This is a genomic window from Methanosarcina subterranea (assembly GCF_055385895.1).
Genome location: NZ_AP042426.1, coordinates 4,990,405 through 5,014,888 on the forward strand (window position 1 = coordinate 4,990,405; position 24,484 = coordinate 5,014,888).

Sequence of the window (24,484 nt, forward strand, 5' to 3'; positions counted from 1 at the left end):
TAATATGGTGAAAATCATATAAGTATCAATCGGTGGGCTAGTTCAATATGTGGCGACGCCAAAATTGAACGAAACAAGTTTGGAACTTAATTAATTTCTTGTTAGACCTACATAATATCCATAGCTGCACCACGATTTTTATGAGATCTTATAAACTCCGGTTACACTATTGATAAAATAGTGACAGATGTTGCAGGAAATGGACCAACAGGAAATGTGACAAAAGCTGAAGATGTGATCAGCTACCAGATTAACGTAACAAACACTGGAAATGTTGATCTGACTAATGTAAGCGTTACAGATCCTCTGATTGGAAAACTTACAGGTCCAACAGGAGATAATGAACCACTAAACATTCTCAATGTTGGAGAAACCTGGACGTACACTGGAACTTACACAGCAACCCTGATAGACGTTATTACGAATGGCGGTGGGGACGGATTTATAGAGAATATAGCAACAGTTGATTCTGATCAGCTTGGACCGAAAAGTGACAGTGCAGCTGTGACCATAAAAATAATTCCAGTTTATGAGCCCAATCCGGCATATGAAATTGACAAATCTATCATGGATGTGGACTCCAGAGGGCCGGCAGCCAGCGTAAAAGAAGCTGGAGATGTAATCACATACTCAATAGTGGTGGCTAACACCGGAGATGCCGACCTGACAAACGTGGCCGTCACTGACTCACTGATTAATCTGGCAGGGCCAGTGGAGTCAAAGAATAAGGACAATGTACTGGAAGTTGGGGAAACCTGGACATACACAGGAATATACACGGTTACGCAGCAAGACATTGACACAGAGGGTGGATTCGATGGATACATCGATAATGTGGCGACGGTAGACTGCGACCAGCTGGATTCGAAATCCGACAGCGTAAGAGCTCCTATAGAGGCACCTCCGGTGTTTGAGCCCTGCCCGGCATACAAGATCGAAAAATGCGTCACAGATGTTGACTGCAGAGGACCGACTGCAAGTGTCACAGAGGCTGGAGATGTCATAACATACCGGATAACAGTAGTAAACACCGGAAATATTGACCTGACTAATGTAGCTGTCACTGACCCGCTGATTGCAAATCTAAAAGGACCAGCGGAGTCAAAGAATGCCAATGGAGTCCTGGATACGGGAGAGAAGTGGACCTACACAGGCTGCTACGTTGTGACCCAGGAAGACATAGATGTAAACAGAGTATGTGATGGACACATCAATACTGTGGCAATGGTAAACTGTGATATAGACACCAGCAACGATTGTGATGGATACATCGACAACGTAGCAACGGTAGACTGCGACCAGATAGAGCCGAAATCTGACAGTGTAAGAGTCATGATAGAAAAAGTATCCACAGGAAAAGACTCAACAGAGGAAGATTCGACAGAAGAAGATTCGACAGAAGAAGATCCAATAAAAGAAGTACCGACAGAAAAGAAACAGGATTATTGCATATACAAATCAATAATTGGAGTCGATCAGGCTGGAGATCATATAATCAACAAACCTGGAGACATAATAGAATACCAGATACTGGTGAAGAATGAAGGCAACATGGATCTGACTGGAGTTTCAGTAAGCGACCCGATGATTACACTGACAGGACCTACCGAAGATGGAATCGGACCGGGAATCTTGAATCCAGAGGAGACATGGAAATTCGTCGGGAACTATACGGTAACTCAGGAGGACATAAACGGCAACGGTGGGGGGGACGGGTTTATTGACAATACTGCAACGGTAAGCTGCAACGAGCTTCCGGACGAAAGCAGCAGTGTAAAACAGCCGATTGTCCTCACCTCAACTGATAGCGCCAACAGTAATGATGATGCCAACAGTAATGATGGTGCCAACAATGGTGGCAATGGTGGCAATGATGGCAATGGTGGTACTGGAAGTGTCCATGTCGTCTCTAAACCTGCCAAATACGTTGAAATGAATGAAAATAACGCAGGAGAGACTGGCACTGAAATATTGCTTGAACCTGAAATTAAAAGCTTTGAACAAAACATCGGAAATGCAGAAGCAAATGTTGAAAAGGTACCAGAACAGGAAGAAAGCAAAGGTATTCCTGGATTTGTAATCTATGGTATAATCGGGCTGCTTGCAATACTCCTGTTTATATTCCTCAATAAGAGAAAGTAAAAACAGAGGGAATTACGTAAAAAAGAATTAATCGAACTTGATTCAGAAAACAATTAGATGAAGGCTTAATTCCTTCATCTAATTTATACACTTTTATTCTCAATCTTGTTCTCAATCCAAAAAGAAACGTTCAACAACAGTAAGGTTTTTTTGGTTCATTCAAATGGCAGCAAGCCAAAAAAATAGAAATAAAAGTATTTTTCCGAGAGTTAGTTTTAGAAGGCCTCACGATGAAATTAAGGTAGTTAAGATGGTATAGACTCACAAAAACTCCTATTTTAATGTGAGAGCTTAGAAAGTATTAAACAATTAAAACAAAGAGTCAACCACGTTTGAAGCTAACTAATCTAAAAAAGATTTACATATCGAATTAATAGGCATCTGTTTTTTAATGCCGTTTTTATGTCGTTTTTTAATGCCGTTTTTATGTCGTTTTTTAATGCCGTTTTTTAATGCTGTTTTTATGTCGTTTTTTAATCATCGTTTTTTAATCATCGTTTTTTAATCATCGTTTTTTAATCATCGTTTTTTAATCATCGTTTTTTAGGCTGCCGTTTTTCACAGATGCCTTGCACGCCAAATATCTTTTCATAAATATAAGATTACGGATGTACTGAAAATTGGATATAAACTTTCAGAGGTACTGTAAATTATCCAGAAAGTTGGAGACAAAAATAATAAAACAGAAGAACTTATTCTATAATTATTAAAAGTAGTTGATAAGGTTTCAGCCCTTTAAAAAGCTTTAGATTTTAATCAACTTTAATTACAAAGTCTGGATTTTATAAAATCTGGATTTTATGGAACTTGAGAGTCCTAGCAAAAAAACGCTATAGAAATGAAAATGAAATGGAAAAAAGAATAGAAAAAAGAATAGAAAAAAGTAAGCTCCCAGATAGTTAAATATCAACTAGTGGCAGCTGTCTTCTGAGATCTGGCAAATAACCTTCTCGATGCAGGGCAATCTTATAATCACTTATTGATCTGCACACTCTGTGTGTGTATTTTATGCAGTCAGTACCAACTTCCCCTTTAAACAGCAGCTTTTCTGTTTTTTCTATGAATTCAGGGTAGGTAAACACGAGTTCTTCTTTGGTGTGTAGAAAAAGGGCTGTAAAGTCCCTGTGAATACCCATGCTTCTTTTAAGCAACTCGACATTGAGGTGGTCTTCGGCGAGGTAGCTGTTGAATTTCACAAACGTATAAAAGTCTGCGATATTCTGATTTAAAGAGTTCAGAATTGAATATAACACATTATCTGTTTCCGGAAGGGGAATATCCGGAAGATTGAGGTTTTCACCGTCAAAAGTTTCGTTTTCTTCAATATTTTGATCCCGGGTTGTCTCACGGTCCATTTTATCACCCTGGTATGACGTTTTATATTCTATCGTTTATCTTTTCAGAGGTAGATCTGGCGGTTTCCGTATATAATAACGGAACCTATCTTTTACCTTTTTGAGGTGGCTTTCAGATACACCTACGGCTTGATATGGAAGCGTAAGTGTATCAACTGAAGTGCATCCAAGTGATATCTGTCCTGTGCAGGCTATCTTAACCTGCTGCAAGTGCATCGCTTCCCCACTAGAAGCGGCTTTGCGGCATTTCACATGGAGGTCTGGACTCCGTTTTTGAATTCCGCTTTTCAATTCCGTTTTGGACTCCGTTTTTCTATTACTAATTCACTCAGGAGGTGCTGATTTTGCGGTGCTGATCCTGAAGTTGTACAAATAAATTTGATTCAACGATAGGCTTCTTGCATTTTACTATATATAAAATTATGTCTTAATAAAACTGACAAAATATAATTATATAGAAGCTTGCGTTTAGTTCTACCTAAAATTTACTTAAATACATCATATATTGAGGAATGCTAGAATATATACCTGAGCCCCTAACCCGGACCTATAAGACCTGTAAACTGTGGGACTTGTGGGACCTGTAAACTGTGAGATTTGTAAGTTGTGGAATCTGTAGACTATAGGAGATCTGTAAACTATAATGAATCAACTTACCGAATCCCGGAAAAAAGAATTTCGAGCTTTTAGTGAACAGGTTTAACTGTCATTAAATGCGCCCGTAATAAAGATACCGATAGGTTCAAAAGATGTCTGTAAACCTGATTTGCATGCTTTTAACTATTCGAAACGCGTCTGCCCTCAAACATATCCATCCCGACAGCTACGAACCCATATACAAGGCTCAGCACCAGAATAATAGTAGCTCCTGATGGGACATCAAGAGCATAGGAAAGGCCTATTCCGGTAACACTGATAGCTGTCCCGAAGGCGATGGAGATAAGCATCATGTGCTTCAGGTTATTGGTGAATTTACGGCTCAGGGTGGCAGGAATTGTCAGGAGGGCAATCACAAGGATAATGCCCACGACTTTGATAAGAACAACAATTGTAAGGGCAATAATACAGAGCAGGAAAAGGTAGAGCTTTTCGGTAGGAACCCCCTGTACAGTTGTGAACTCTTCGTCAAAGCATAAAGCAAGAAACTCCTTATAGAACAGATAAACTGCGCCCACTATGATGAGGTCAAGGGCAAGCATCAGATATAGATCAATACGAGGGACTGTAAGAATATTTCCAAAGAGGTAGGTCATCAAGTCAGGAGCATATCCTGGAGTAAGGTAGACAAAGATAACTCCCAGAGCCATTCCAAGAGACCAGAGTATGCCTATTGCACTGTCTTCCGGAATTTTTGATTTCTTGCTAACGGTACCCATAACAAGAGCTGCTAACAGGCTAAAAGGAAGAACTCCGTACATAGGGTTGATTCCAAGATAATACCCAAGTCCTACGCCTCCGAAAGAAGCATGGGCAATCCCGCCACTGATGAAAACAATCTTTTTGACGACAACATAGGCGCCTATGATTCCGCAGGCAACGCTTGCAAGGATTGCTGCTGCAAGGGCGTTCTGGATAAAAGTATATTGCAGAAGATCAAACATTTTTTATTTCTCCTTGAGAGACTGTTTTTCGAACCCAATCCTTGATCTTCAGGAACTCCCTTTGTGCTGCTCCAGCACTCTATGGGGTACCCCATGAGCAATCAGTTCGACAGGGCACTGATAGGTGGCTTCCAGATCCTCAGCCGGAATTTCTCTCGAGTTATGGTAGTGAAGTGTGCGGTTCAGGCAGGCTATCCTGTCCACATAGACAGAAACCGCACTGAGATCATGTGTGACCATAATAACTGCCATTTCATGCTTGAGCCGGTCCAGGAGCCGGTAAAGTTCATCCTGCATGTGAGGGTCAAGCCCGGAGTTGGGTTCGTCCAGAAGCAGGAGTTTAGGATTTGTGGCAAGAGCTCGGGCAATAAACACCCTCTGCCGTTGGCCTCCAGAGAGCTGCCCTATCTGCCGATCCTTAAGCTGGAACATCTCAACTGTTCTCAGAGCTTCTTCCGCAGCCTTCTTGTCTTCTTCACTATACTTTTTCAAAAAGCCCGTATGGCTCATTCTGCCTGTCAGGACCACTTCCCAGACACTAATCGGAAAATCAAAGTCAAAACCTTTGTACTGGGGAACGTACCCTACAAGGTCCCTACTTTTTTCCGGAGATTTCCCAAATATTTTCACGCTGCCTTTATAGGGTTTCAAGAGCCCGAGGAGCACTTTGAGAAATGTGGTCTTTCCTCCACCATTAGGTCCAATAATTCCGAGCAGTCCATTGGGCTCTTTTAATTCCAGATTTATGGCTTCAAGGATTGTCTGGTTTCCGTAACGGACCCAGACATCCTCTAGCTCTATAACCTTCTCCATTACCCTTCCTTCATAATATCGTTTTTTTATCTTACCCCGAATTATGTTCTTTTTATATTTAGATATAGAACCTGAATACAGGTTTTACACAAGGTTTCTGGCAAAAATATCGGATACGTTATCCATATTTGTGATGTAATCTTTTGCAATGGGATCAACAGCCACTACCTCACCGCCAATCTCCTGAGCTAAAACTTCCGCACTCCGCGTACTGAACTGAGACTGGACAAAGATAACTTTAACATTCTTTTCCTTTGCAAGATCCACAAGCTTCGCGAGATCCTGCGCACTCGGCTCTTTTCCTTCAATCTCAACGGAAATCATGTTAAGCCCGTAGTCCGCGGCAAAATAGCCCCATGATGGGTGATAAACCATGAAATTACTTCCCTCGCTTCCTTCTAGCTTTTCGCGGATTCTCTCATCCAGAGCATCCAGCTCTTCAAGGTAAGCATCTTTATTCTGGGCATAATAAGCTTCGTTTTCAGGATCAAGTTCTACAAGTCCTTCATAAATATCTTCGACCATTATCTTTGCGTTTGCAGGAGATGTCCAGATATGTGGGTCCAATTCTTCGTGATCCTCATCACTTTCGTCATCATGATCTCCTTCTTCTTCCTCTTCATGGTCGTGTTCCTCAAGCTCTCTCAGTTCTAGCCCTTTGGAGCAATTTACAATAAGAGTGCCACTATTAGTGGTCTCGAATTTGTCAACCCAGACCTCTTCGAAAGGCATACCGACTCCGACTGTCACTAACATGCTGGCTTTGCTAATTTTCTGGACTTCCTTTGGAGAAAGTTCATATGTATGGGGGTCCGCTCCGGGAGGGATTATGACAACGGTTTTTACTTTATCTCCCCCAACTTTTTCTACAAATTCAGCCTGAGGAACAACACTTACAGCAACTAGTATTGGCTCGTCAGTTTCTGACATTTCGGCTTCCTGTCCTGTATTCTTATCATCCCCTGAGTTGCCGGCATCTGTACAACCGCTGACAAAAATGCTCAGACCAACAATCAAAAGTACTAATATAGTTATGATTTTTAGCTTCATAGTTGAACTCCTGTTTTTTCACTTTCATTTTTATTTTATTGCTTCAATTAGTTTTATTTCTGGAAGGGACTGAAATAGAATTGATATGCGTAAGATAAATTTGACATATGCCCAAAAACTGAAATTGTTTTTGAGTTTTTTTGGCATCACCCCAAATTAGTCTCAAAGCCAGACGCGGATTTCATTCAACTCTTTATCATTCAACTCTTTATTAATGCTGGAAATTAATGATAATGCCCTTCATGGAAGCATTTCTCGTGGCTTATTTCTCCGCATACGCCGATCATCGGATGGCCCATCGAGTTGCAGATTTTGTTTACAGCATCCCTGGAAACAAAAGTTTCAAAACGAGAAACCTCAGCACATGCTTCCTCCGTCGAGAGGCCATAGTGAGTAAAGAGAAGGCTCAAAATCCTGTGCCTCCGGACAAGAAATTCCGCATATGCCTTTCCCATTTCTGTCAGATCCACACCCCTGTATGGGACATGGTTCAGGTAGCCAGCCGTTGCAAGTTCGCTTAAAGTCTTGGTTGTTGTTGAAGGATCGACCTGCAGACAGGAGGAAATTTCAGTAGTTTTTACAGTGCCTCTTTTTTCAAGAATAAGCTTGAGATAATCTGCCTTTCTCGGAGAGAGCTCAAGGCCTGTAAACTCAGGATAATTTTGCTCATTCATGTAGAGAAATATAAAAAACTTGTATTTATTGTTTGTCATATACCAAATTACAAGTTTATATTTGCAGTATATCAAACTTAGAGGCAAAACCCATCAGAGGGCTTCCAAGAGTATTTGATCTGAAAATCTTGGCGGGTTCAAATTTTGCCAGCTCTCCGAAAATCCAGAAGAATGGGTCATTAATATGTGAGATCATGAAAGTGCTTGGAGCCATTGCAAGGACCAGGATTTCCGCAGGAAACCCAAGTTCCGGAACCAATGAATGCGGAAGAGATGATACAATAAGCATGGTTACGACTCTTGACCCCTGAACGATTTGAAGGCTGCTGCAACAAGAAAAAAGCACAAGGATATAAAGAAAAAGGTTAAGCTGCAGGAAAAGCCTGCCGAGGGCCTCTCCTGTCTCGTTCTTTTGTGTAACTTATACAACTTCTGTAAGTTCTGTTTCTGTAAATCCTGACTGAACCTGCTCTAATTCTTGTTTCCAGAAATTCTGGCAGTTTCGATCTTTTCCAATCCTTGGCATAGAGTTAACTGCAGTAGAAGTGGGAACAGTGTTAAAAAATTTTGAAAATAGTAAGCGTATCTGTATTTGCTAAAAGTTCTTCTGCTGCAGAAATAGCCACAGGGAAGTGTATACCAGATTAAATGAGGAAATTAAATGAGGCAACAGCCCAGAATGTAAGGGCGGTTGCAGTGGAAATGGAGGGGTTATTAAATTTGGTAGCAACTTTTTTGCTATCGGAATAAAGATGACATAGAAAAGGAAAATAGAGAACAGGATACATATATTGAAACTTTTCAGAAATTATCAACTATCGGCGATGGAATGTCGTCTATCGACAAGGTCTTACTTATAAGCTTTTAAGTATTCTTCTCTGGAAATTCTTCCATCGGAGAAGAAGAAGAAAGAGAGGGGGAAGGGGAAGAGGAAGAAAGCTGATTCAGTTCATCAATTTCTTCTTCTCCAAGTACTCTTGCAAGGTTCAGAAGAATAAGAAGTCTGTTCCCCGCTTTTCCGACCCCAGTTAGATATTCAGAGTTAATTTTCGATTTAATCATATCCGGAGTCGGTTCAATAGAAGAAAAAGGTAGTTTGAATATTCCGTTTACCGAGTTTACAATCATTCCAATCGTCGTATCCCTGACCCCTACTATAATAATTCTGGACAGGCTGTCATTTTCTCTGGAACTGAAGCCAAGACGCCTGTTGAGATCTATTACTACAATAATTTTTCCTCGAAGGTTGATTAGTCCTTTTACGCATTCAGGAGCCTGGGGGACACGCGTAATTTTTGAAATCGGTATGATCTCGGAGACCTGCATAATATCGACCCCGAATTCTTCTCCTGATAATTCAAAAACCACCAGCTGAAGTGATTCTTCAGAAAGTGATGAGTCTTCCTTTTCTGCTTTTTCCTCAAACATTTCAATTCCCCAAGGTCGATCCAAGATTTTAACCAGTTTATTTAAAACCAACCGTACATTTACCAATGTAACTTACCAACCATACATTTACCAACTGTAATTTACCAACCGTTATCTAACGATATTATTTAGCTAACCATACTAGCAGCCGTATTTAATCAACCGTTATTTAACTAGCCATACTTAGCCAATAATGCTTTCTGGTTCCTCTTTTAAACTGCCCAGCCTGAACTTTTCAGTGGCTTTTTTCATCTTTTCCCCAAGTAAAGAGAGATCATTTGCCATACTGGCAAGCTCAGACATCGATGCACTCTGTTCTTCAAGAGCTGCGGCGGTTTCCTGGGTTCCCGCAGCGGACTGCTCCGATATAGAGGATATGTCTTCCAGCGTAGAGGTAATTTCTTCGATAGATGCAGACTGTTCTTCTGTAGCAGCTGCTACGTCCTCTATCATATTTGTGATTTCATTGATTGTAGAGACAATTCCAGTAACCATCTCAACTTCTTCACTAACCGATAATGAGCCATTCTCCACATTCTTTTTACTTGCTTCTATGCTTTTCACTGTATCACCGATACTGTTCCTGATCTCGTCAATCAGCCTGGAAATACTCTTGGCTGCACTTCCGGACTCTTCGGCGAGTTTGCGGACTTCATCGGCTACAACAGAGAATCCTCTTCCGTGTTCGCCTGCACGTGCAGCTTCAATTGCGGCGTTCAGTGCAAGCATATTGGTCTGGTCTGCAATTCTGGTTATAACAGTTATGATCTCATTGATTTGCTGAGACTTGGAATCAAGTTCCTTAATAACAACATCAGTTTCATCTACAGAAAAGCGGATAAGGTTCATCTTTAACAGGACATCCCTTGACACGTTTCCGATATTGTGAACGGTATCATTTACCAGATTTGTGCTTTTAGAAACTTTCTGAGTATTATCCGCAACTTCCTGGATATTGTGAGTCATATCCTGCATTGCATGAGTTATATCAATAATTTTTGTGCTCTGCACCTCCGCCCCATTAGAGATTTCAGCTGCGGTTTCTGAAATCCTCCTTGATGCAGATGCCACTTCTTCGGAAGAGGCGGACATTTCTTCAGAAAGTATGGCAAGGTGCAGTGAACCTTCCTGAATTTCCTTTATCAGACTGCACAGGTTTCCAACCATTGCCTTAAAAGCCTCTGAAAGCTGAGAGATCTCGCTTCTCGAGGAGCCTTTAATGTCAACGTCAAGGTTTCCTTCCGAGACCATATCAGCAGCTTCAAGCAGTTCGTAAATGGGCTTTCTGTAGATGCTCAAAATGACAAAAACAAGTAAAGCACCAACGAGCATTGAAAGAAAAGTTACTAGAAAGATCTTGTTTATGGAGTTTGCAATAAGTGTGTCCAGTTTTCCTTTCTGGTCGGCACTGGAAGCTGCAGCTACTTCTCCAACCCGGGCAGCTATAGCTGTCATATTTTTCTCTTCAATTGTTTTTCTTTCTTCCAGAATCTTAAACTGCTCGAAATCAGCCTGAAAATTTTCCGCACTTGTAAGTATTTCCTTTCCTGCGGCAATATTTTCAGGCCTTTCCATTCGCCCGTTTAAGTCTGTGGAAAGTTCAATAATATCTTCCATAAAGGTATCGAAGTTATCTGCATATTGCTGCTCAGGGCTCACAGCATAATTTTGATACTCACTTTGGGCTTTCATTGTCAATACAATGATCTGCTGAGCGCTCTCGGCATTGGCAAATTTTTTCTCGAGAGTTTCATTTGGATAACCAGCTTCGAATTCCTCCCTATACTGAACCATCTGGTTTTTAGAAAGTTCATCTGCATTTGTTATTAGAATTTCACTATTTACAGCCAGTTTGTTTCTTATATCTGCCTGTTCGTCATCTGCATCAACGTATTTATCAAAAGCCTCCCGGAAACCACTGGAAGCTGCTAGAACAATATCCATCCTGTCGCGGTTCACAGGATCAAGGTAGCCTATGTATATTTCTTTGGATATCGCTGCCTGTGTGGGCACATGATCAAGATAATAGTAAACTTTTCCTTTATAATCCGGATCGCCATGAATAATGTAACTTTCCTCGGCTTGCAGGGCGCCCTGCATATTATTCATAATAAAAGTCATATTCTGGATAGCCCGGCTCTTTTTCTCAACTTCGTTCATACCTTGATAACCTGTATACCCCACGAAAAAAATCAAAACTAGGAGTAGGGCAAATCCTATTACCACGTGCCCTATTTTTGTGCTTTTATACATCTTTTTTCACCCGTACTTCCAGCTTTTTCGTCTTTAAGCCCTTTCTATCCTGTAACCGAAATACAATTGCATGCGGTACCTGTTTAAATGAGTAGAAAGATATAAACGACTATAAAAGATTTTTATCCAGATTTCCCAACTAGTATTCGATGTAGATTGTTTAAGATTTGATATAGATTGTTTAAGTAGATTATTTAAGGATTCATAAATTTTCTGATTCTTGAAAAGAGTAAGAGCCTCAAATATTAGGACCGGAAGTCCACGCTCATCAACGATACTTCTTCTGAAGATTTCATTCAGGAAAATTCAGTAAGATAACTCGTTACTGTAAGAAACTCTTTGACCTGCGATCCAAAAATATCAAAATTTATGGGTTTGGAAAGGACAGCGTAACATCCGGCTTTAAGAAATTTCTGTTTACTTTCGGAATCACAATGTCCTGTGACAGCAACCACTCTTATGCTTTGTGTATCAGGATTACATTTTATTATTTGTAGCAGTTCAAGACCATGCATCTTTGGAAGCTCCATGTCCATCAGTACAAGATCAACTTTGACCTTACTTAGAACTTCCAGCGCTTCAAAGCCGTTTTTTGCCTTCTTCGGATCATATCCGCAGGACTTCAGAAGATCAGCTTCAACAACAAGGTTAAGCAGGTTATCCTCAACGATAAGGATTTCAGGCATTTGATCAACTCCTGTGCTTGCTTAAAGGGCTCTATGAACGAAATCTGTCTTACAGAAGTGCCGTTCTTACAGAGATATCGTTTTTACTGGGGGATATTTTGTGAAACGATTTTTACTATAGGGAACAGGTAAATGGCCTAATTGTATGGAATATTTTACCCACATCTTAGCAAAAATTCCATTATATACTCGCATAAATTTTCTATCGCAAGCAAACTTTCTCTTATATTTACACATCTGAACATAATTTGTATGATTTGAAGGCAAATTGGTGGGAATCTGCAGGCTGGCGCTCAAACACTTACAACTAAATTTTAACACCAAATAAAACGGGTTTCAGTGACAAAAAAAAGACATTTAGTTCCCAGTGTCGATCCTTTGCATAGCGGTATAGCAAACAGCAGTAAATTCCCTGACTTAATAAAGATACTATGAATTCCCGTCTCATATAAAGTTATTTATTAAGATTTATACCACTATATCAATATATAAATTAAAAATAAAAGCATTCTGTTTTATTTTAATATGTTTTCAGAAAAAGGTCAGCCCTACAGCGGTATGAAAACACCACTATCAAACCTTTTAAGGTTATTCTATGCATGAGCAAGCCCTGACAATTTAAATAGGGATTTTTAAACTTAACAAACTTTTAGAAACGTTTGTCAACATGGGGACATTCCAAAATTGAGACGGGTTTAAAGCTATATAATTTACTAAAGATAATTAAAAAAGTTTAATATAGCAGGTCTCGTATATACTTTTTCATATTATCAGGAGAGACCTGATTAAAAAGAGAACTTGTGTTATCCATTTATATCAACCTTATGTGTACCTTCACAGGACTCCTCTGATTTTAGCTTTAACGGGATGCTTTAGTTAGCTGCCCCACTAAGAATCCTCTAGCTAACAGTTTTAATAGAAATTCTATAGTTGGCAGTTTCAGTGTGATCTTTATTCGGCAGCACAGACGCTGAAAGAACAGATTACGGCGAACCTAGCTACAAGGAATAGAGCCATAGTTAGCACGATATTCTGAAATTCTGAGTACTCTTAAATTACCCTCAAAAAAAGAAATTGTGTGTATTCCAGAAGAAGTTATGAGGGCAGATGATTTTAGGGCGGTTTCAAATATAAAGTAGAACGCAATCGTCCCATAATATATCTTCATAAAAATGGTGTCACTTACTTAGTAAAAATAAAGGAAGGTAAATCGATGGCAAGAGTAATGATCGTGGACGATGCCGAGTTTATGCGAATGGTAATTAGAGATATCCTTCTAAAGCACGGACACGAGGTGGTTGCCGAGGTAGGTGATGGGGAAGAAGCAGTTCAAACATACCTGGAGGTAAAACCTGACCTTGTGTTAATGGATATAATAATGCCAGATATGGATGGTAAAGAGGCACTGCAAAAACTTCTTGTGATGGACCCTGACGCGAAAGTAGTAATGTGCTCTTCTCTTGGGCAGCAGGCTTTGATAACGGAATCCATGAAAATAGGTGCCATGGGTTTCATAGTAAAACCTTTTGAGCCCAATGGCATGCTCGATGTGATCAAAAAAATTGCTGAGCCAAATTAACTGAAAAATTGCTGAGCCAAATTAACTTAACTGGTAGCAAATTTGGGGATCGGGATAATTTAGTTCCGGATTAAATGATTTGTGTCTCAATAAGATAATTGATTATTAAAGTTAAGCATCAATTCCGAATTAAATATCCGAATTTTAGGTGAAAGATTTTTGATAATGGTTCAAATGTAAAACCTCTCGATTAAATATAATATGACTTGATTAATTAGAAAATATTTGCATTAAATTAAAAATTACCGGTTGAGTATTAAGTTACCGGATTAAACACCGTTTCTGGATTACGTAACTGGGTTCTGGATCAAGACAGACTGAATCGAAATACTTGAGTTAAATAAAAACGAGTTTTAAATAAAACGATTCAACAAAAAAGTGCTTGAGATGACTATCCGTGCACTCATAGTAGATGATTCTGCTTTAATTCGCAGGGTTCTTTCCGATATTCTCAACGAAGACCCGAAGATCAAAGTCGTCGGAACGGCAGTCAACGGAAAGGACGGTCTTGAAAAAGTCAAGAAACTCAGGCCCGATGTAGTACTTCTGGACAATGTAATGCCTGTTCTTGATGGTCTTACGACTCTTGCCCGTATCATGAGGGAATGCCCGACGCCTGCAGTTATAGTGTCGGCTCTGGGAGAAAAAGCTGAAGAGATTACCCTTACAGCTTTTGAGTATGGGGCAGTAGATGTAATCGAAAAACCCTCGGGTATTCTCAGTCAAAGTATGCCTGAAATGACAGAGGAAATTTGCAGAAATGTCAGGACAGCTTCAAAAGCTAACCTTAAAAACCTGGAGTGCATGCGAGATTTAGAACTGCGAAATCCTGAGAAAGGTGAGAAGAAAGAGACTAGGTTTAGGAAGAAAGCGGCTTCTGTAAGAAATATACTTGCGATAGGCGCGTCCACAGGAGGCCCAAGGGCTCTGGAAAAACTTATAAGTTCATTTCCCGCTGAGATTCCAGCTGCAGTTCTCGTAGTACAGCATATGCCGCCGGGTTTTACAGCATCTCTTTCTAAAAGGCTTGATGCAAAGTCAGCCCTGAGGGTAAAAGAAGCACAGGAAGGAGATAGAGTAGAAGAAGGAACTGTGCTTATAGCCCCGGGTAATTATCATATGGAAATTGTACGAAATAAAGTAAACGGCCCTGAAGAAGAAGTACATTTGTCCTGCAGCCCTAAAGAACTGGGATCCAGACCTTCAGTAAATGTTCTTTTCAGATCAGTTGCACAGGTTTACGGCTCTAGAGTTATTTCCCTTGTCCTTACGGGAATGAACTGCGATGGAGCAGATGGAGCTGAAGAGATTAAAAAAATGGGTGGCAAAATAATCGCAGAAGCCAGGAGTTCATGTGTGGTATACGGAATGCCGGGAGAGATTGTAAGGCGAAATCTGGCAGACTTCGTACTTCCTCTGGACAAAATAGCTGAAGAAATTATCAGACTAATAGAATGAAGTTAAAGATGAATTTTTATTTACCTTTAGATTAGCCTGAAAAAGCAAACTAGCCGGAAAAGTAAAAAGTAGAAATAAGACAAAAAACAAAGGAAAAAGAAAAAAGAGAGTAAAGAGTTAAAAAATTTTTTAGAAATTTTTAAAATACTTAGGAATTCCAGGTATCTCAGGACTTAAAAGGCAGGGAAAATCATGGATATGTCAAAATATATAGGCATTTTCAGATCAGAGTCTGAAAAAAATATTAAAGAAATAAGTGATTCCCTGCTCGTGCTTGAACAGGATCCTGAAAATATGGAGCAAATGAATGTAATGTTCCGTGCAGCCCATACTTTCAAAGGTATGGCTGCGACCATGGGATTCAAGCAGATTGTCGAATTAACACATGAGATGGAAAGCCTGATCGACAGGACCCGTACTGGACGTTTAAACATTGATTCTTCTTTAATTGATATCTTCTTCGAATGTCTGGATGCTCTGGAAGGACTTATTGAAGATGTCTGCAAGGATATGCAGAGTAAAAGCGAAGAGAAAAAAAACAGTCGAAGTGAAAACAGTAAATCTTATCCTGATGCCGGAGAAGTTCTAAAAACTCTCAGGACTATAAATAACTCTTCAGAAAAAGTTATTTATCAAAAAAGTGAGTCCGATTCCTTTTCTGCAGACCGAAAAATAAAGGAAAAAATCGAAAAAGGAGAAGAAAGGGAAAGAATAGAAGAAGAAAAAGAGGAAAAAATAGAAGGGAAAAAGGAAAAACAGGAAGATAGAAAGGAAGAAGAAAATGAACTCAAAAATATAAATGATGAACTAAAAGAAAAGAAAGGTTTCACTTATTCTGAGTCTGATTCCAGAGTAAAAAATGAGCAGAGCTCAAGAATACAGGATTTGAAAATACAGGATTCGAAAATACAGGATCCAAAAACACAGAGCTCGAACATACGGGGTCAGAAAAAGCAGGATTCAAAACAACAGAATTCAAAACAACAGGATTTAAAGATACAGGGTTCAAAGACGCAAGATTCAAAGATGCAGGGCCCAAAGATACAGAGTTCAAGGATCAGCACGGAACAGTTAGATAAACTGATGAATCTTGTAGGTGAGCTCGTAATTAACAGAAGCAGGGTAAAAGAGCTTACAGGAGAATCGAAATCAAAGGATCTGGAGCTTGCACTTTCCGATTTTCAGAAACTGACCAGGGAGCTTCAGGAAGAAGTGTTAGAAATTAGAATGGTGCCTCTGGATCATATAACCAATATTTTTCCCAGAATGATAAGGGATCTTTCAAGGACGCAAAATAAAAAAATCGACTTTATAATAAGGGGAAAAGAAATCAAGCTCGATAGAGCTATTATGGAAGAGATCGGAGACCCTCTGGTGCACCTGTTAAGAAATGCAGTGGACCATGGAATAGAAATTCCTGAAAAACGTGTGGAACTCGGAAAAGAGGAAAACGGCACTATAATAATTACGGCTTCAAGGCAGCAAAATTATGCTCTTATCAAAATAGAAGATGATGGAAGAGGAATAAATACAGAAGAAATTCGGAAAACTGCGCTGGAAAAAAGACTTATTTCAAGAGAGGAAGCTGAACAGCTTTCGGAGAGAGAAGCAATACAGCTGATCTTTACACCAGGATTCAGTACTGCCAGCGTGGTTACAGATCTTTCAGGCAGAGGAGTAGGAATGGATATCGTAAAGAACCGGATTGAACGCCTTGGAGGATCTGTAAAAGTAGAATCAAAATCCGGATTAGGCTCAAAGTTCGAATTGAGATTACCCATAACAATCGCTCTTTATCAGGCTATGCTTGTCAAGGTCGGAATGGAAAGATATGCAATTCCTTTCACCAGTATAGTAAAAAGTATCTCGGTCAGTAAAGAAGAAATCCGGCATATCAGGGGTGAAGAGGTCATTATCGTGTACGAAAAAGCGATCCCTCTCCTGAGACTGCGTAAGTTATTTCAGTTACCTGCTGTTCAGAGAGAAGAAAGCCTGGTCGTCGTTATAGTAGAAAAAGCAGGGCAATATATAGGATTTGTTGTAGATGCGCTGCTTGGAAAGCAGGAAGTGATTATAAAAAGCTTTAAAAGCAGGCTGCTGGAAAGAACTCGGGGATTTGCAGGAGCGACAATTATGGGAGATGGGAGTGTTATTTTAATTCTCGATGTTAACTCCATAATCTGAGTCTTAGTTACAGGTAAAAAGAAAATGAATGGAGATAAACAAAGGTGGAGTAAAGATAAATGAAGAAGGAGTAGGAAGAAAAAAAGGAATAAAAGTAAATAAAGAGAGAGTAAAGAGCAATAAAGATGGAATAAAGAGCAATAAAGATGGAATAAAAGATGGTAAAGATGGAACAAAAACAAGTAGAGAAGAAGTAAAAACGAGTAGAGAAGAAGTAAAAATAAACAAAGAGAGCATACAGACAGGTGAAGATAGAACAAAAGCAGATAAAAATCTAAAGGCAGATAGAAATCTAAAGGCAGACAGGAATCTCGAAGAATATCCTGGATTCGAACTGTTAAAAAAAGTAATTACGGAAAGTACCGGTTTTAACTGTGAGCAATATAAAGAAGCTCATTTCAAGCGTAGAGTGAATGTCCGGGTCAGAGCTACCAATTCAGAGAACTATGAAGAGTACCTCAGGCTGCTAAAGAAGAACTCAGCAGAACACGAGTATCTGATTAAAGCCCTTACCATAAATGTTAGTGAGTTTTTCCGAAACCCGGAAACCTTCGGAGTAATTGAAAAAGAAGTTATTCCTTTTCTGATAAAATCCAGATCAGATTCACTTGTAAAATCAATCCGTATCTGGAGTGCGGGCTGTGCAACAGGAGAAGAGGTCTATTCTCTTGCCATTTTGCTACACAGGGTCCTTGGGAGAGACTGGGACAGCTATAGAATAAGCATTACAGGCACTGATATTGATAATTTAAGCCTTGAAAAAGCCCGAAAAGGGGTTTACCGTGAAAATGTGCTTAAAAATGTAGACGCCAGTACAAAAGAAAGCTATTTCGTAAGGCAGGGTGAGATGTATCATGTTTCCGATCAGTTAAAAAGTATGATACGTTTTAAACGGCATGATATGATATCTGAATCCTGTACAAACCGTTTTGACCTTATAATCTGCCGAAACGTCATGATATATTTTAAAAAAGAGATTCAGGAACAGTTACAGCTTAATTTTAATCACTCATTAAATAGAGGAGGTTTCTTTGTAATAGGAAAGGCAGAGACACTACTGGGAACCGCTTCAAACCGTTTTAAGCCATACAACGCAAGAGAACGCCTGTACATAAAAGAAACTTAGTATGTTTAAAAGATTTGAAGGTTTTGAAAAACCTGAAAACCTGAAAACCTGAAAACCTGAAAACCTGAAAACCTGAAAACCTGAAAACCTGAAAACCTGAAAACCTGAAAACCTGAAAACCTGAAAACCTGAAAACCTGAAAACCTGAAAACCTGAAAACCTGAAAACCTGAAAACCTGAAAACCTGAAAACCTGAAAACCTGAAAACCTGAAAACCTGAAAACCTGAAAACCTGAAAACCTGAAAACCTGAAAACCTGAAAACCTGAAAACCTGAAAACCTGAAAACCTGAAAACCTGAAAACCTGAAAACCTGAAAAGTCTGGGGCTTAAAAACTAAAAGGATTAAAAAACCTAAAAAAATTAAAAAAACTGAGAGAACTGAATAAACTTAAAAGACTTGGAAAAACTGAGAGACCTGAAAAAACTTAAAAAATCTCAAAAATCTGAAGGGAATTAAAGGGGAAGCTCATGGAAAAGATTAAAAACTTGAGTGAATTTGAGTATGGAGCACTTAAAGAGATAGGAAATATAGGGATCGGAAATTCAGCAATTTCTCTTTCCAGACTAGTAAACAGTCTTGTCTGTACCAGAGTTATCGATACAAAATTTGGGTTAATCGAAAATATACCGAAAATTGCAGGCTTTTCAGAGTCACCTGTGCTGGGTACATTAATGAGTATTAAAGATGACCTCAATGGTTATATCCTTGTCTTTTTTTCTGAAAATAGCGCAGAAAGCCTCTACCTTACCCTTTCGGGTGAAAGGAGGAGCAGAGATTTGACAGATCCTATAAATCTGTCTTTAATTGAAGAAGTTAGTCATATCCTGGCAAGAACCTATGTAACTTCTCTTGAGAAATTTTTGAAGCTTAACATTTCGATTTCAGCGCCTTATGTGACATACGATATGTCTGATTCCATTTTCAATTCAACGGTTACAGAGATGAGTTATATAGCAGATTTTGCACTCATCCTTGATGCAGAGTTTCTAATAAAAGAAAAGAAAATTAACGGAAACATATTGATTTTGCTTGATCCTGAGTCTCTGAACCATCTGTTAGAAAAAATTAGTACAATGGTTGATCAAAACTCCTGACTTACCGAATACGAACCAGTACATTATGAAAGGCCATCAGCAAACCATAAGGAGGCTTTTATAAATTGACCGATTCAGGCATATTTATAGTGGGTATAGGGGACTGTGCAATAGCTAAAAGCCCTGCAAAAATTAAAACCTCCGGACTGGGTTCCTGCCTGGGCATAACACTCTATGACAGGCAGAAAAAAATAGGAGGCCTTCTTCATACCATGCTTCCGAATATAGAAAAAGCAAAGATAAAGGATAATCCTGCCAAATTTACAGATGCAGGAATAGAGTACCTTGTAAATGAAATTATAAAAAAAGGTGGTTCCAGAGAAAAACTTGAGGCAAAAATAGTTGGAGGAGCAAGCATGTTCGAAAATTCATATATGAATATAGGTGAGAGAAACATAAAGTGCGCGAGAGAAACCCTGATAAAACTTGGAGTATCAATCATAGCTGAAGACACAGGGGAAAACTACGGACGCACGATAATACTTGATACCTTTACTGGCGATCTTCTTATAAAGACAATTCTCAGAGGCGATAAAGTAATCTGAGAACGGTAAATTAAAGCCTTCATCTTTTAAAATCTTCTTCTAACTAATCTATAGATTATCTGGCATACCGAATTTTTTGATTCATTTCAATACTATCCAACCTTTTTATTTCCTGATTTACTTTAACATATCCAGCCCTTCGATTTCCAATCTTGTTCTACCACACCTTTTCTTATCTTGTTCTACCACACCTTTCTAACTTTTTCAGAATTCTTTTCTTTGAAAAATTATATATTTGATATAAATATTATAATAGACATTCATTCGCTAATTGTGAAACCGATTAATTAAATCAACGAAAATAAAAGTACCATAAAACTTTAAATGTATGCCTGAGATTAAGTAACGCTACGATTATGTGACTTTTTCTGTACGGCATAAACAATCCAGCAGAGCGTGAGCGACCAGTATAAAAAAGATAATTTAAACTAATATAAATAGCTCAAAATTATTAAAGCAGGCTAAAAAATGATTTATTATGCTGGACTGTGCTGGATTATACTGGAATATACCAAAATACGCTATACGCTAAAATACGCTATACGCTAAAATACGCTATACGCTAAAATACGCTAATTTATAGCAGACATCAAGCCTGGATACCAAACTAATAATGAAAAGTAAACTAGGGGATTTTCATGGAAATCAATGGAGTAGAAATCGAAGATACATATGCAGAAGCGTTTCCGATCAAAATTTCAAGAGTGCTCATAACAGCTGTTACAAAACGCTGGGCCCAGGTAGCGGCCACTGAAGCCACCGGCTTCGGGACATCAGTTATAATGTGTCCTGCAGAGGCTGGAATTGAAAGGTTCGCAAGCCCCAGCGAGACCCCTGACGGGAGACCTGGAGTCTATATCCAGATCTGTACTTTCAAATATGAAGCTCTCGAAGAACAGCTGCTTGAGAGGATAGGGCAATGCGTACTTACCGCTCCTACAACTGCAGTCTTTAACGGGCTCCCTGACGCTGAGAAACAATTTAATATTGGCTTTAAACTCAAGTTCTTCGGAGACGGTATGGAGTCCGAGGCTCAGGTCGCAGGCCGCAGAGTATACAAAGTCCCGATCATGGAAGGAGACTTTGTGACTGAAGACAATATAGGAGCTATAGCCGGAATTGCAGGCGGAAACTTCTTTATCTTCGGAGATTCACAGATGAGCGCCCTGACTGCAGCCGAGGTTGCTGTTGATGCAATTGCAGAACTTGAAGGCACAATTACCCCATTCCCAGGCGGCATTGTCTCAAGTGGATCCAAGGCCGGAGCGAATAAGTATAAATTCCTGAAAGCTACTGCGAATGAAAAATTCTGCCCCTCCATAAAAGACAAAGTGGAAAATACTGAAATTCCTGCCGATGTTAATGCTGTTTATGAAATTGTTATTAACGGGCTTGACGAAGAAAGCATAAAAGCAGCCATGAAAACCGGAATAAAAGCTGCAGTAACTGTCCCCGGAATCAAGAAGATATCTGCAGGTAATTACGGCGGCAAACTGGGTAAGTATCAATTCAAACTTCACGAGCTCTTCTGAGCTCAAAATTTTCTCTTTTTAGTAATTCAGTTTTCTTTTTGTCTATACATCTCTCTCGCATATCTTTCACATACCTTTTTATTTTCCAGACCAGAATACTTTTCAGGAAAATAACTACTGATGAAACTTGGAAAGCCGCATTCTTAAGAAACCTAGTTTTTAGAAATTTTTGTTATTAAGAAACTATTTTTCGGATTCAGAGAAACAGACGCGAGAGTGGAAAACCTGAACAGACAAAAAATCAATTATTTAGTAGACTTTGCTCTGACCGGAGTTTATACTTTATAGTATAAAGCCACATCAAGCGACATGATCTACATAGGGTCTAACAAAAAATTAATTATGTTGGGTAACAATTCCAAGCATTTTAATATAAAACCGACAAATATAGAACCAATTAAATAAATCGGTGTGGCACAAAAATAGTTAATTTCCCACTATATGGGGTCTAACACAGGATCTCTGTAACAAGACGCCCTATTATGGTTTCTTTAGTATAATATGGTGAAAATCATATAAGTATCAATCGGTGGGCTAGTTCAATATGTGGCGACGCCAAAATTGAACGAAACAAGTTTGGAACTTAATTAATTTCTTGTTAGACCTACATAATATCCATAGCTGCACCACGATTTTTATGAGATCTTATAAACTCCGGTCTGACAACCTTATTTTTTGGAGGCGCAGGCGCGGGTTTTTTGATGTATTTTTTCATGCCTTCGGGAGTTCAAAGGGGCAGATACCTTGTATACATGGGATTAACGAAAGCTACCTGGGTCTGGATACACAGTAGAATTGGAATTCTGATGTCAATTCTTGTGGTCATTCATTTAGTCCTTCATTGGAAGTGGATTACACGCACTACGAAGAGTTTCTTCAGGAAAGAAAAGTGTAAGTTATAAAACATAATTTATAAAAAGAATAAAATGTAGTAAAGACGTTTATAAGAGAAAAAAGCCGATTTACAAAAGAGTGCGAATCGTAAAAGAACAGGGATCTTCAAGAAGCGAACAAAAAATAAAAAATCGGAAAAACCTGGAAAGCAAAGACATCGTCCAGCTACCAGGGAATTATCCTTAAAGTCCGAGCGCACTGATCCCTGAACGGAGAAGATCCTGCGGGTCGAGACCTGTAACCTGCATCATTACATATGCCCCAAGGAAAGTGCCTATTACACTTCCTATATTGGCAAAGCTGGCTACAAGTAGAACACGCATGAACCTGTTTTTGAACATTTCTTTGAAGGTTTCTATACCTGCAAGGGCTTTAATGTCGTCAGTGGTAGGATTTCGCTGTTTTGCTTCTACCAGCCCTGCAAACCAGCCTGCAGCCATCATAGGGTTCAGAGAGGTTAACCAGGCAACCGAAAAGGCAGTAAGAGCAGAGTATGGATGTCCCCCCGCCAGTAGGGCACCGGCTGCGCTCAAAACCCCGTTAATCAGGAACCACCATCCGAAAGCTATCAAGAGGAGTTTCAGAGGAGTGCCCGATGCGAGCAGCAGCAAAAAAACAAGGATCGCGAGACCAACGATTCCAAAACCGATAACTTTACCGATTCCAATGCGCTTTTTCGGAACCTCCATAAGAGTATTGAGAGGCGGGATGCTCTTTGGGTGTTTCAGGTGATTAATTACTCCTGGCTTATGTCCTGCTCCAATAACTGCAACAATCGTTTTATTTCCGCCAGCAGCCACCTTGAGGATGCTCCCTGCAAGGTATGCATCCCGCTCATCTATTAGAGTTTCAGCTGCAGTTGGGGCAAATTCTCTGAGCTCGCTGACAAGGGCTGTGACAACATCCTGTTGAGTAATCTGATCGATGTCGATATCGACTCCTCTTCCTATTCCTATAAGGCCGCCTATGAGAGAGCCGAGCATCTTTATTTTTTCCAGGAATTTCATGCGGCCCCAGAACCGCTGGAGAGTAACCTGAATATCTCTGTCAATTAAAGCTACTCTGGCTCCTGACGCTTCTGCTTCCTCAATTGCAGAAATCATCTCAGAGCCGGGTTTTACACCCATGTCTTCACCGATCTTTTTCTGCACATAGGCTAGCAGCCAGTGGACAAGGTAAAAGTACACCTTTCCTTCAGCGAGAATTTCCTTTATTGGAAGCTGGTTTGTCTGCTGGACGTTTCCTTTAAGAGAGTCATAACGTGCACGGCAGAGCTCAATGGCTACAATATCGGGTTTAAGCTTCCTGATAGTATCCCTGACTTCAGCCACGCTCTTTTCAGAAACATGTGCCGTACCTATGAGCACAACCTTTGAAGGCTGAAACTTGATAGCCGGATTGTTCCCATCCGCAGACGGAGGCTGGAAAGAAGAAGGAACTGAGACTTCTGAAGCTGAGTCAGGAAGAGGTTCTGCAATAAGCTCGGAACTTATATCGAGCTTCACTTCAACCTCTTCGACTTCCACTGCAGACACCGGCACAGAAGCCCTGGTTTCCTCGGGCTTGTTGATCGAAGAATCGGAAAGTTTAGACTTCCCGACAGAAACGCTATCTTCTGTGGATTTTGTTATAAGTTTGTCCATAGAGTATATTGACTCCTGAGATGAACTATGAAAATTGTATTCAGGATCCTTGTCCTGAGAATCTGTAATTTCAGACCTATCCATTATCAGTCTCTCTTCTGCGGTAGATTAGAAGTAACGGATAAAAGTGTATAGAGCAAAGCATTCCACTGTATTGCTACATACTGCTGTCCAGAGCACATTACTTTACTTCAAGCCCATTGCCAGAATATGTAATTTATCCATCATATTTATGATATAAACATTCACTGCCGCGAATTAGAAGATATCAACTAATGATTTAGTACACAGGTAATTCAATACATGGTATAATTAATCCATACACATTAAATAAGTTACATATGTTATATAACTGATCCGTAAGTAACTGATCCTTAAATAAATGATCCGTAAATAATTGGTCCTTAAATAGCTGATAATAAAT

General features: G+C 39.6%; 19 protein-coding genes. 9 read left to right on the forward strand and 10 right to left on the reverse strand.

Annotated features, from left to right (window positions below; translation table 11 throughout):
* The first annotated feature begins 180 nt into the window (after nucleotides 1-180).
* Nucleotides 181-2,142 (forward strand): DUF7507 domain-containing protein, encoded by a 1,962-nt coding sequence (locus tag ACZ5A8_RS21725; protein ID WP_464531488.1) that lies wholly within the window; start codon nucleotides 181-183, stop codon nucleotides 2,140-2,142.
* Nucleotides 2,143-3,041: 899 nt separating this feature from the next.
* Here the strand turns inward: ACZ5A8_RS21725 and ACZ5A8_RS21730 are convergent.
* The 9 genes from ACZ5A8_RS21730 to ACZ5A8_RS21770 all read right to left on the reverse strand — a co-directional run bounded on the left by ACZ5A8_RS21730 (nucleotide 3,042) and on the right by ACZ5A8_RS21770 (nucleotide 12,002).
* Nucleotides 3,042-3,497 (reverse strand): hypothetical protein, encoded by a 456-nt coding sequence (locus ACZ5A8_RS21730; RefSeq protein WP_229392182.1) that lies wholly within the window; start codon nucleotides 3,495-3,497, stop codon nucleotides 3,042-3,044.
* 776 nt (nucleotides 3,498-4,273) lie between these two features.
* On the reverse strand, nucleotides 4,274-5,098 hold the full coding sequence (locus tag ACZ5A8_RS21735; RefSeq protein ID WP_229392184.1) for a metal ABC transporter permease: 825 nt from the start codon (nucleotides 5,096-5,098) through the stop codon (nucleotides 4,274-4,276).
* A 48-nt stretch (nucleotides 5,099-5,146) separates the two neighbouring features.
* Entirely contained in the window at nucleotides 5,147-5,911 is a 765-nt protein-coding gene (locus ACZ5A8_RS21740) for a metal ABC transporter ATP-binding protein (RefSeq protein WP_229392185.1), read from the reverse strand.
* An 84-nt stretch (nucleotides 5,912-5,995) separates the two neighbouring features.
* On the reverse strand, nucleotides 5,996-6,961 hold the full coding sequence (locus ACZ5A8_RS21745; protein ID WP_464531491.1) for a metal ABC transporter solute-binding protein, Zn/Mn family: 966 nt from the start codon (nucleotides 6,959-6,961) through the stop codon (nucleotides 5,996-5,998).
* Between the two features lie 224 nt (nucleotides 6,962-7,185).
* Nucleotides 7,186-7,635, reverse strand: coding sequence for a metal-dependent transcriptional regulator (locus ACZ5A8_RS21750; RefSeq protein ID WP_464531492.1), 450 nt, complete (start codon nucleotides 7,633-7,635; stop codon nucleotides 7,186-7,188).
* A gap of 55 nt (nucleotides 7,636-7,690) precedes the next feature.
* Entirely contained in the window at nucleotides 7,691-7,981 is a 291-nt protein-coding gene (locus tag ACZ5A8_RS21755) for a GntT/GntP/DsdX family permease (protein WP_464531493.1), read from the reverse strand.
* A gap of 518 nt (nucleotides 7,982-8,499) precedes the next feature.
* Nucleotides 8,500-9,063 (reverse strand): chemotaxis protein CheW, encoded by a 564-nt coding sequence (locus ACZ5A8_RS21760; protein WP_464531494.1) that lies wholly within the window; start codon nucleotides 9,061-9,063, stop codon nucleotides 8,500-8,502.
* 183 nt (nucleotides 9,064-9,246) lie between these two features.
* Nucleotides 9,247-11,316, reverse strand: coding sequence for a methyl-accepting chemotaxis protein (locus ACZ5A8_RS21765; RefSeq protein WP_464531496.1), 2,070 nt, complete (start codon nucleotides 11,314-11,316; stop codon nucleotides 9,247-9,249).
* Nucleotides 11,317-11,612: 296 nt separating this feature from the next.
* Nucleotides 11,613-12,002 carry a response regulator gene (locus ACZ5A8_RS21770; RefSeq protein ID WP_322222047.1) on the reverse strand — a complete coding sequence of 130 codons (390 nt, stop codon included), beginning with the start codon at nucleotides 12,000-12,002 and terminating at the stop codon, nucleotides 11,613-11,615.
* A 1,213-nt stretch (nucleotides 12,003-13,215) separates the two neighbouring features.
* On the opposite strand from ACZ5A8_RS21770, the gene ACZ5A8_RS21775 reads away from it, so the two are divergent.
* From ACZ5A8_RS21775 to ACZ5A8_RS21810, 8 genes are all read left to right on the forward strand, one after another.
* Nucleotides 13,216-13,581, forward strand: a complete 366-nt coding sequence (locus ACZ5A8_RS21775; RefSeq protein WP_229392192.1) for a response regulator — start codon at nucleotides 13,216-13,218, stop codon at nucleotides 13,579-13,581.
* A 387-nt stretch (nucleotides 13,582-13,968) separates the two neighbouring features.
* Nucleotides 13,969-15,039 carry a protein-glutamate methylesterase/protein-glutamine glutaminase gene (locus tag ACZ5A8_RS21780; protein WP_464534260.1) on the forward strand — a complete coding sequence of 357 codons (1,071 nt, stop codon included), beginning with the start codon at nucleotides 13,969-13,971 and terminating at the stop codon, nucleotides 15,037-15,039.
* A 192-nt stretch (nucleotides 15,040-15,231) separates the two neighbouring features.
* A complete protein-coding gene (locus ACZ5A8_RS21785) occupies nucleotides 15,232-17,223 on the forward strand; it encodes a chemotaxis protein CheA (protein ID WP_464531497.1) in 1,992 nt (663 codons plus the stop codon).
* A gap of 28 nt (nucleotides 17,224-17,251) precedes the next feature.
* Complete coding sequence (locus ACZ5A8_RS21790; RefSeq protein WP_464531499.1) at nucleotides 17,252-18,349, forward strand: CheR family methyltransferase; 1,098 nt, start codon at nucleotides 17,252-17,254, stop codon at nucleotides 18,347-18,349.
* 470 nt (nucleotides 18,350-18,819) lie between these two features.
* The gene (locus ACZ5A8_RS21795; RefSeq protein WP_464531500.1) at nucleotides 18,820-19,446 is read left to right on the forward strand and encodes a chemotaxis protein CheC; all 627 of its coding nucleotides are present in this window, start codon (nucleotides 18,820-18,822) and stop codon (nucleotides 19,444-19,446) included.
* A 65-nt stretch (nucleotides 19,447-19,511) separates the two neighbouring features.
* Nucleotides 19,512-19,991, forward strand: a complete 480-nt coding sequence (locus ACZ5A8_RS21800) for a chemotaxis protein CheD (RefSeq protein WP_464531502.1) — start codon at nucleotides 19,512-19,514, stop codon at nucleotides 19,989-19,991.
* Between the two features lie 638 nt (nucleotides 19,992-20,629).
* On the forward strand, nucleotides 20,630-21,523 hold the full coding sequence (gene fhcD, locus ACZ5A8_RS21805) for a formylmethanofuran--tetrahydromethanopterin N-formyltransferase (protein WP_464531503.1): 894 nt from the start codon (nucleotides 20,630-20,632) through the stop codon (nucleotides 21,521-21,523).
* Between the two features lie 701 nt (nucleotides 21,524-22,224).
* Complete coding sequence (locus ACZ5A8_RS21810; RefSeq protein ID WP_322222058.1) at nucleotides 22,225-22,425, forward strand: DUF4405 domain-containing protein; 201 nt, start codon at nucleotides 22,225-22,227, stop codon at nucleotides 22,423-22,425.
* 174 nt (nucleotides 22,426-22,599) lie between these two features.
* Here the strand turns inward: ACZ5A8_RS21810 and ACZ5A8_RS21815 are convergent, their stop codons facing one another.
* The gene (locus ACZ5A8_RS21815; RefSeq protein WP_464531505.1) at nucleotides 22,600-24,144 is read right to left on the reverse strand and encodes a TraB/GumN family protein; all 1,545 of its coding nucleotides are present in this window, start codon (nucleotides 24,142-24,144) and stop codon (nucleotides 22,600-22,602) included.
* Between the last annotated feature and the right edge of the window lie 340 nt (nucleotides 24,145-24,484).

Coding starts and splice junctions, on each gene's coding strand:
- ACZ5A8_RS21730 (WP_229392182.1), bottom strand. CDS start 3,497: ATGGACCGTGAGACAACCCGGGATCAAAATATTGAAGAAAACGAAACT.
- ACZ5A8_RS21735 (WP_229392184.1), bottom strand. CDS start 5,098: ATGTTTGATCTTCTGCAATATACTTTTATCCAGAACGCCCTTGCAGCA.
- ACZ5A8_RS21740 (WP_229392185.1), bottom strand. CDS start 5,911: ATGGAGAAGGTTATAGAGCTAGAGGATGTCTGGGTCCGTTACGGAAAC.
- ACZ5A8_RS21745 (WP_464531491.1), bottom strand. CDS start 6,961: ATGAAGCTAAAAATCATAACTATATTAGTACTTTTGATTGTTGGTCTG.
- ACZ5A8_RS21750 (WP_464531492.1), bottom strand. CDS start 7,635: ATGAATGAGCAAAATTATCCTGAGTTTACAGGCCTTGAGCTCTCTCCG.
- ACZ5A8_RS21760 (WP_464531494.1), bottom strand. CDS start 9,063: ATGTTTGAGGAAAAAGCAGAAAAGGAAGACTCATCACTTTCTGAAGAA.
- ACZ5A8_RS21765 (WP_464531496.1), bottom strand. CDS start 11,316: ATGTATAAAAGCACAAAAATAGGGCACGTGGTAATAGGATTTGCCCTA.
- ACZ5A8_RS21770 (WP_322222047.1), bottom strand. CDS start 12,002: ATGCCTGAAATCCTTATCGTTGAGGATAACCTGCTTAACCTTGTTGTT.
- ACZ5A8_RS21775 (WP_229392192.1), top strand. CDS start 13,216: ATGGCAAGAGTAATGATCGTGGACGATGCCGAGTTTATGCGAATGGTA.
- ACZ5A8_RS21780 (WP_464534260.1), top strand. CDS start 13,969: ATGACTATCCGTGCACTCATAGTAGATGATTCTGCTTTAATTCGCAGG.
- ACZ5A8_RS21785 (WP_464531497.1), top strand. CDS start 15,232: ATGGATATGTCAAAATATATAGGCATTTTCAGATCAGAGTCTGAAAAA.
- ACZ5A8_RS21790 (WP_464531499.1), top strand. CDS start 17,252: ATGGAGATAAACAAAGGTGGAGTAAAGATAAATGAAGAAGGAGTAGGA.
- ACZ5A8_RS21795 (WP_464531500.1), top strand. CDS start 18,820: ATGGAAAAGATTAAAAACTTGAGTGAATTTGAGTATGGAGCACTTAAA.
- fhcD (WP_464531503.1), top strand. CDS start 20,630: ATGGAAATCAATGGAGTAGAAATCGAAGATACATATGCAGAAGCGTTT.
- ACZ5A8_RS21810 (WP_322222058.1), top strand. CDS start 22,225: ATGTATTTTTTCATGCCTTCGGGAGTTCAAAGGGGCAGATACCTTGTA.
- ACZ5A8_RS21815 (WP_464531505.1), bottom strand. CDS start 24,144: ATGGATAGGTCTGAAATTACAGATTCTCAGGACAAGGATCCTGAATAC.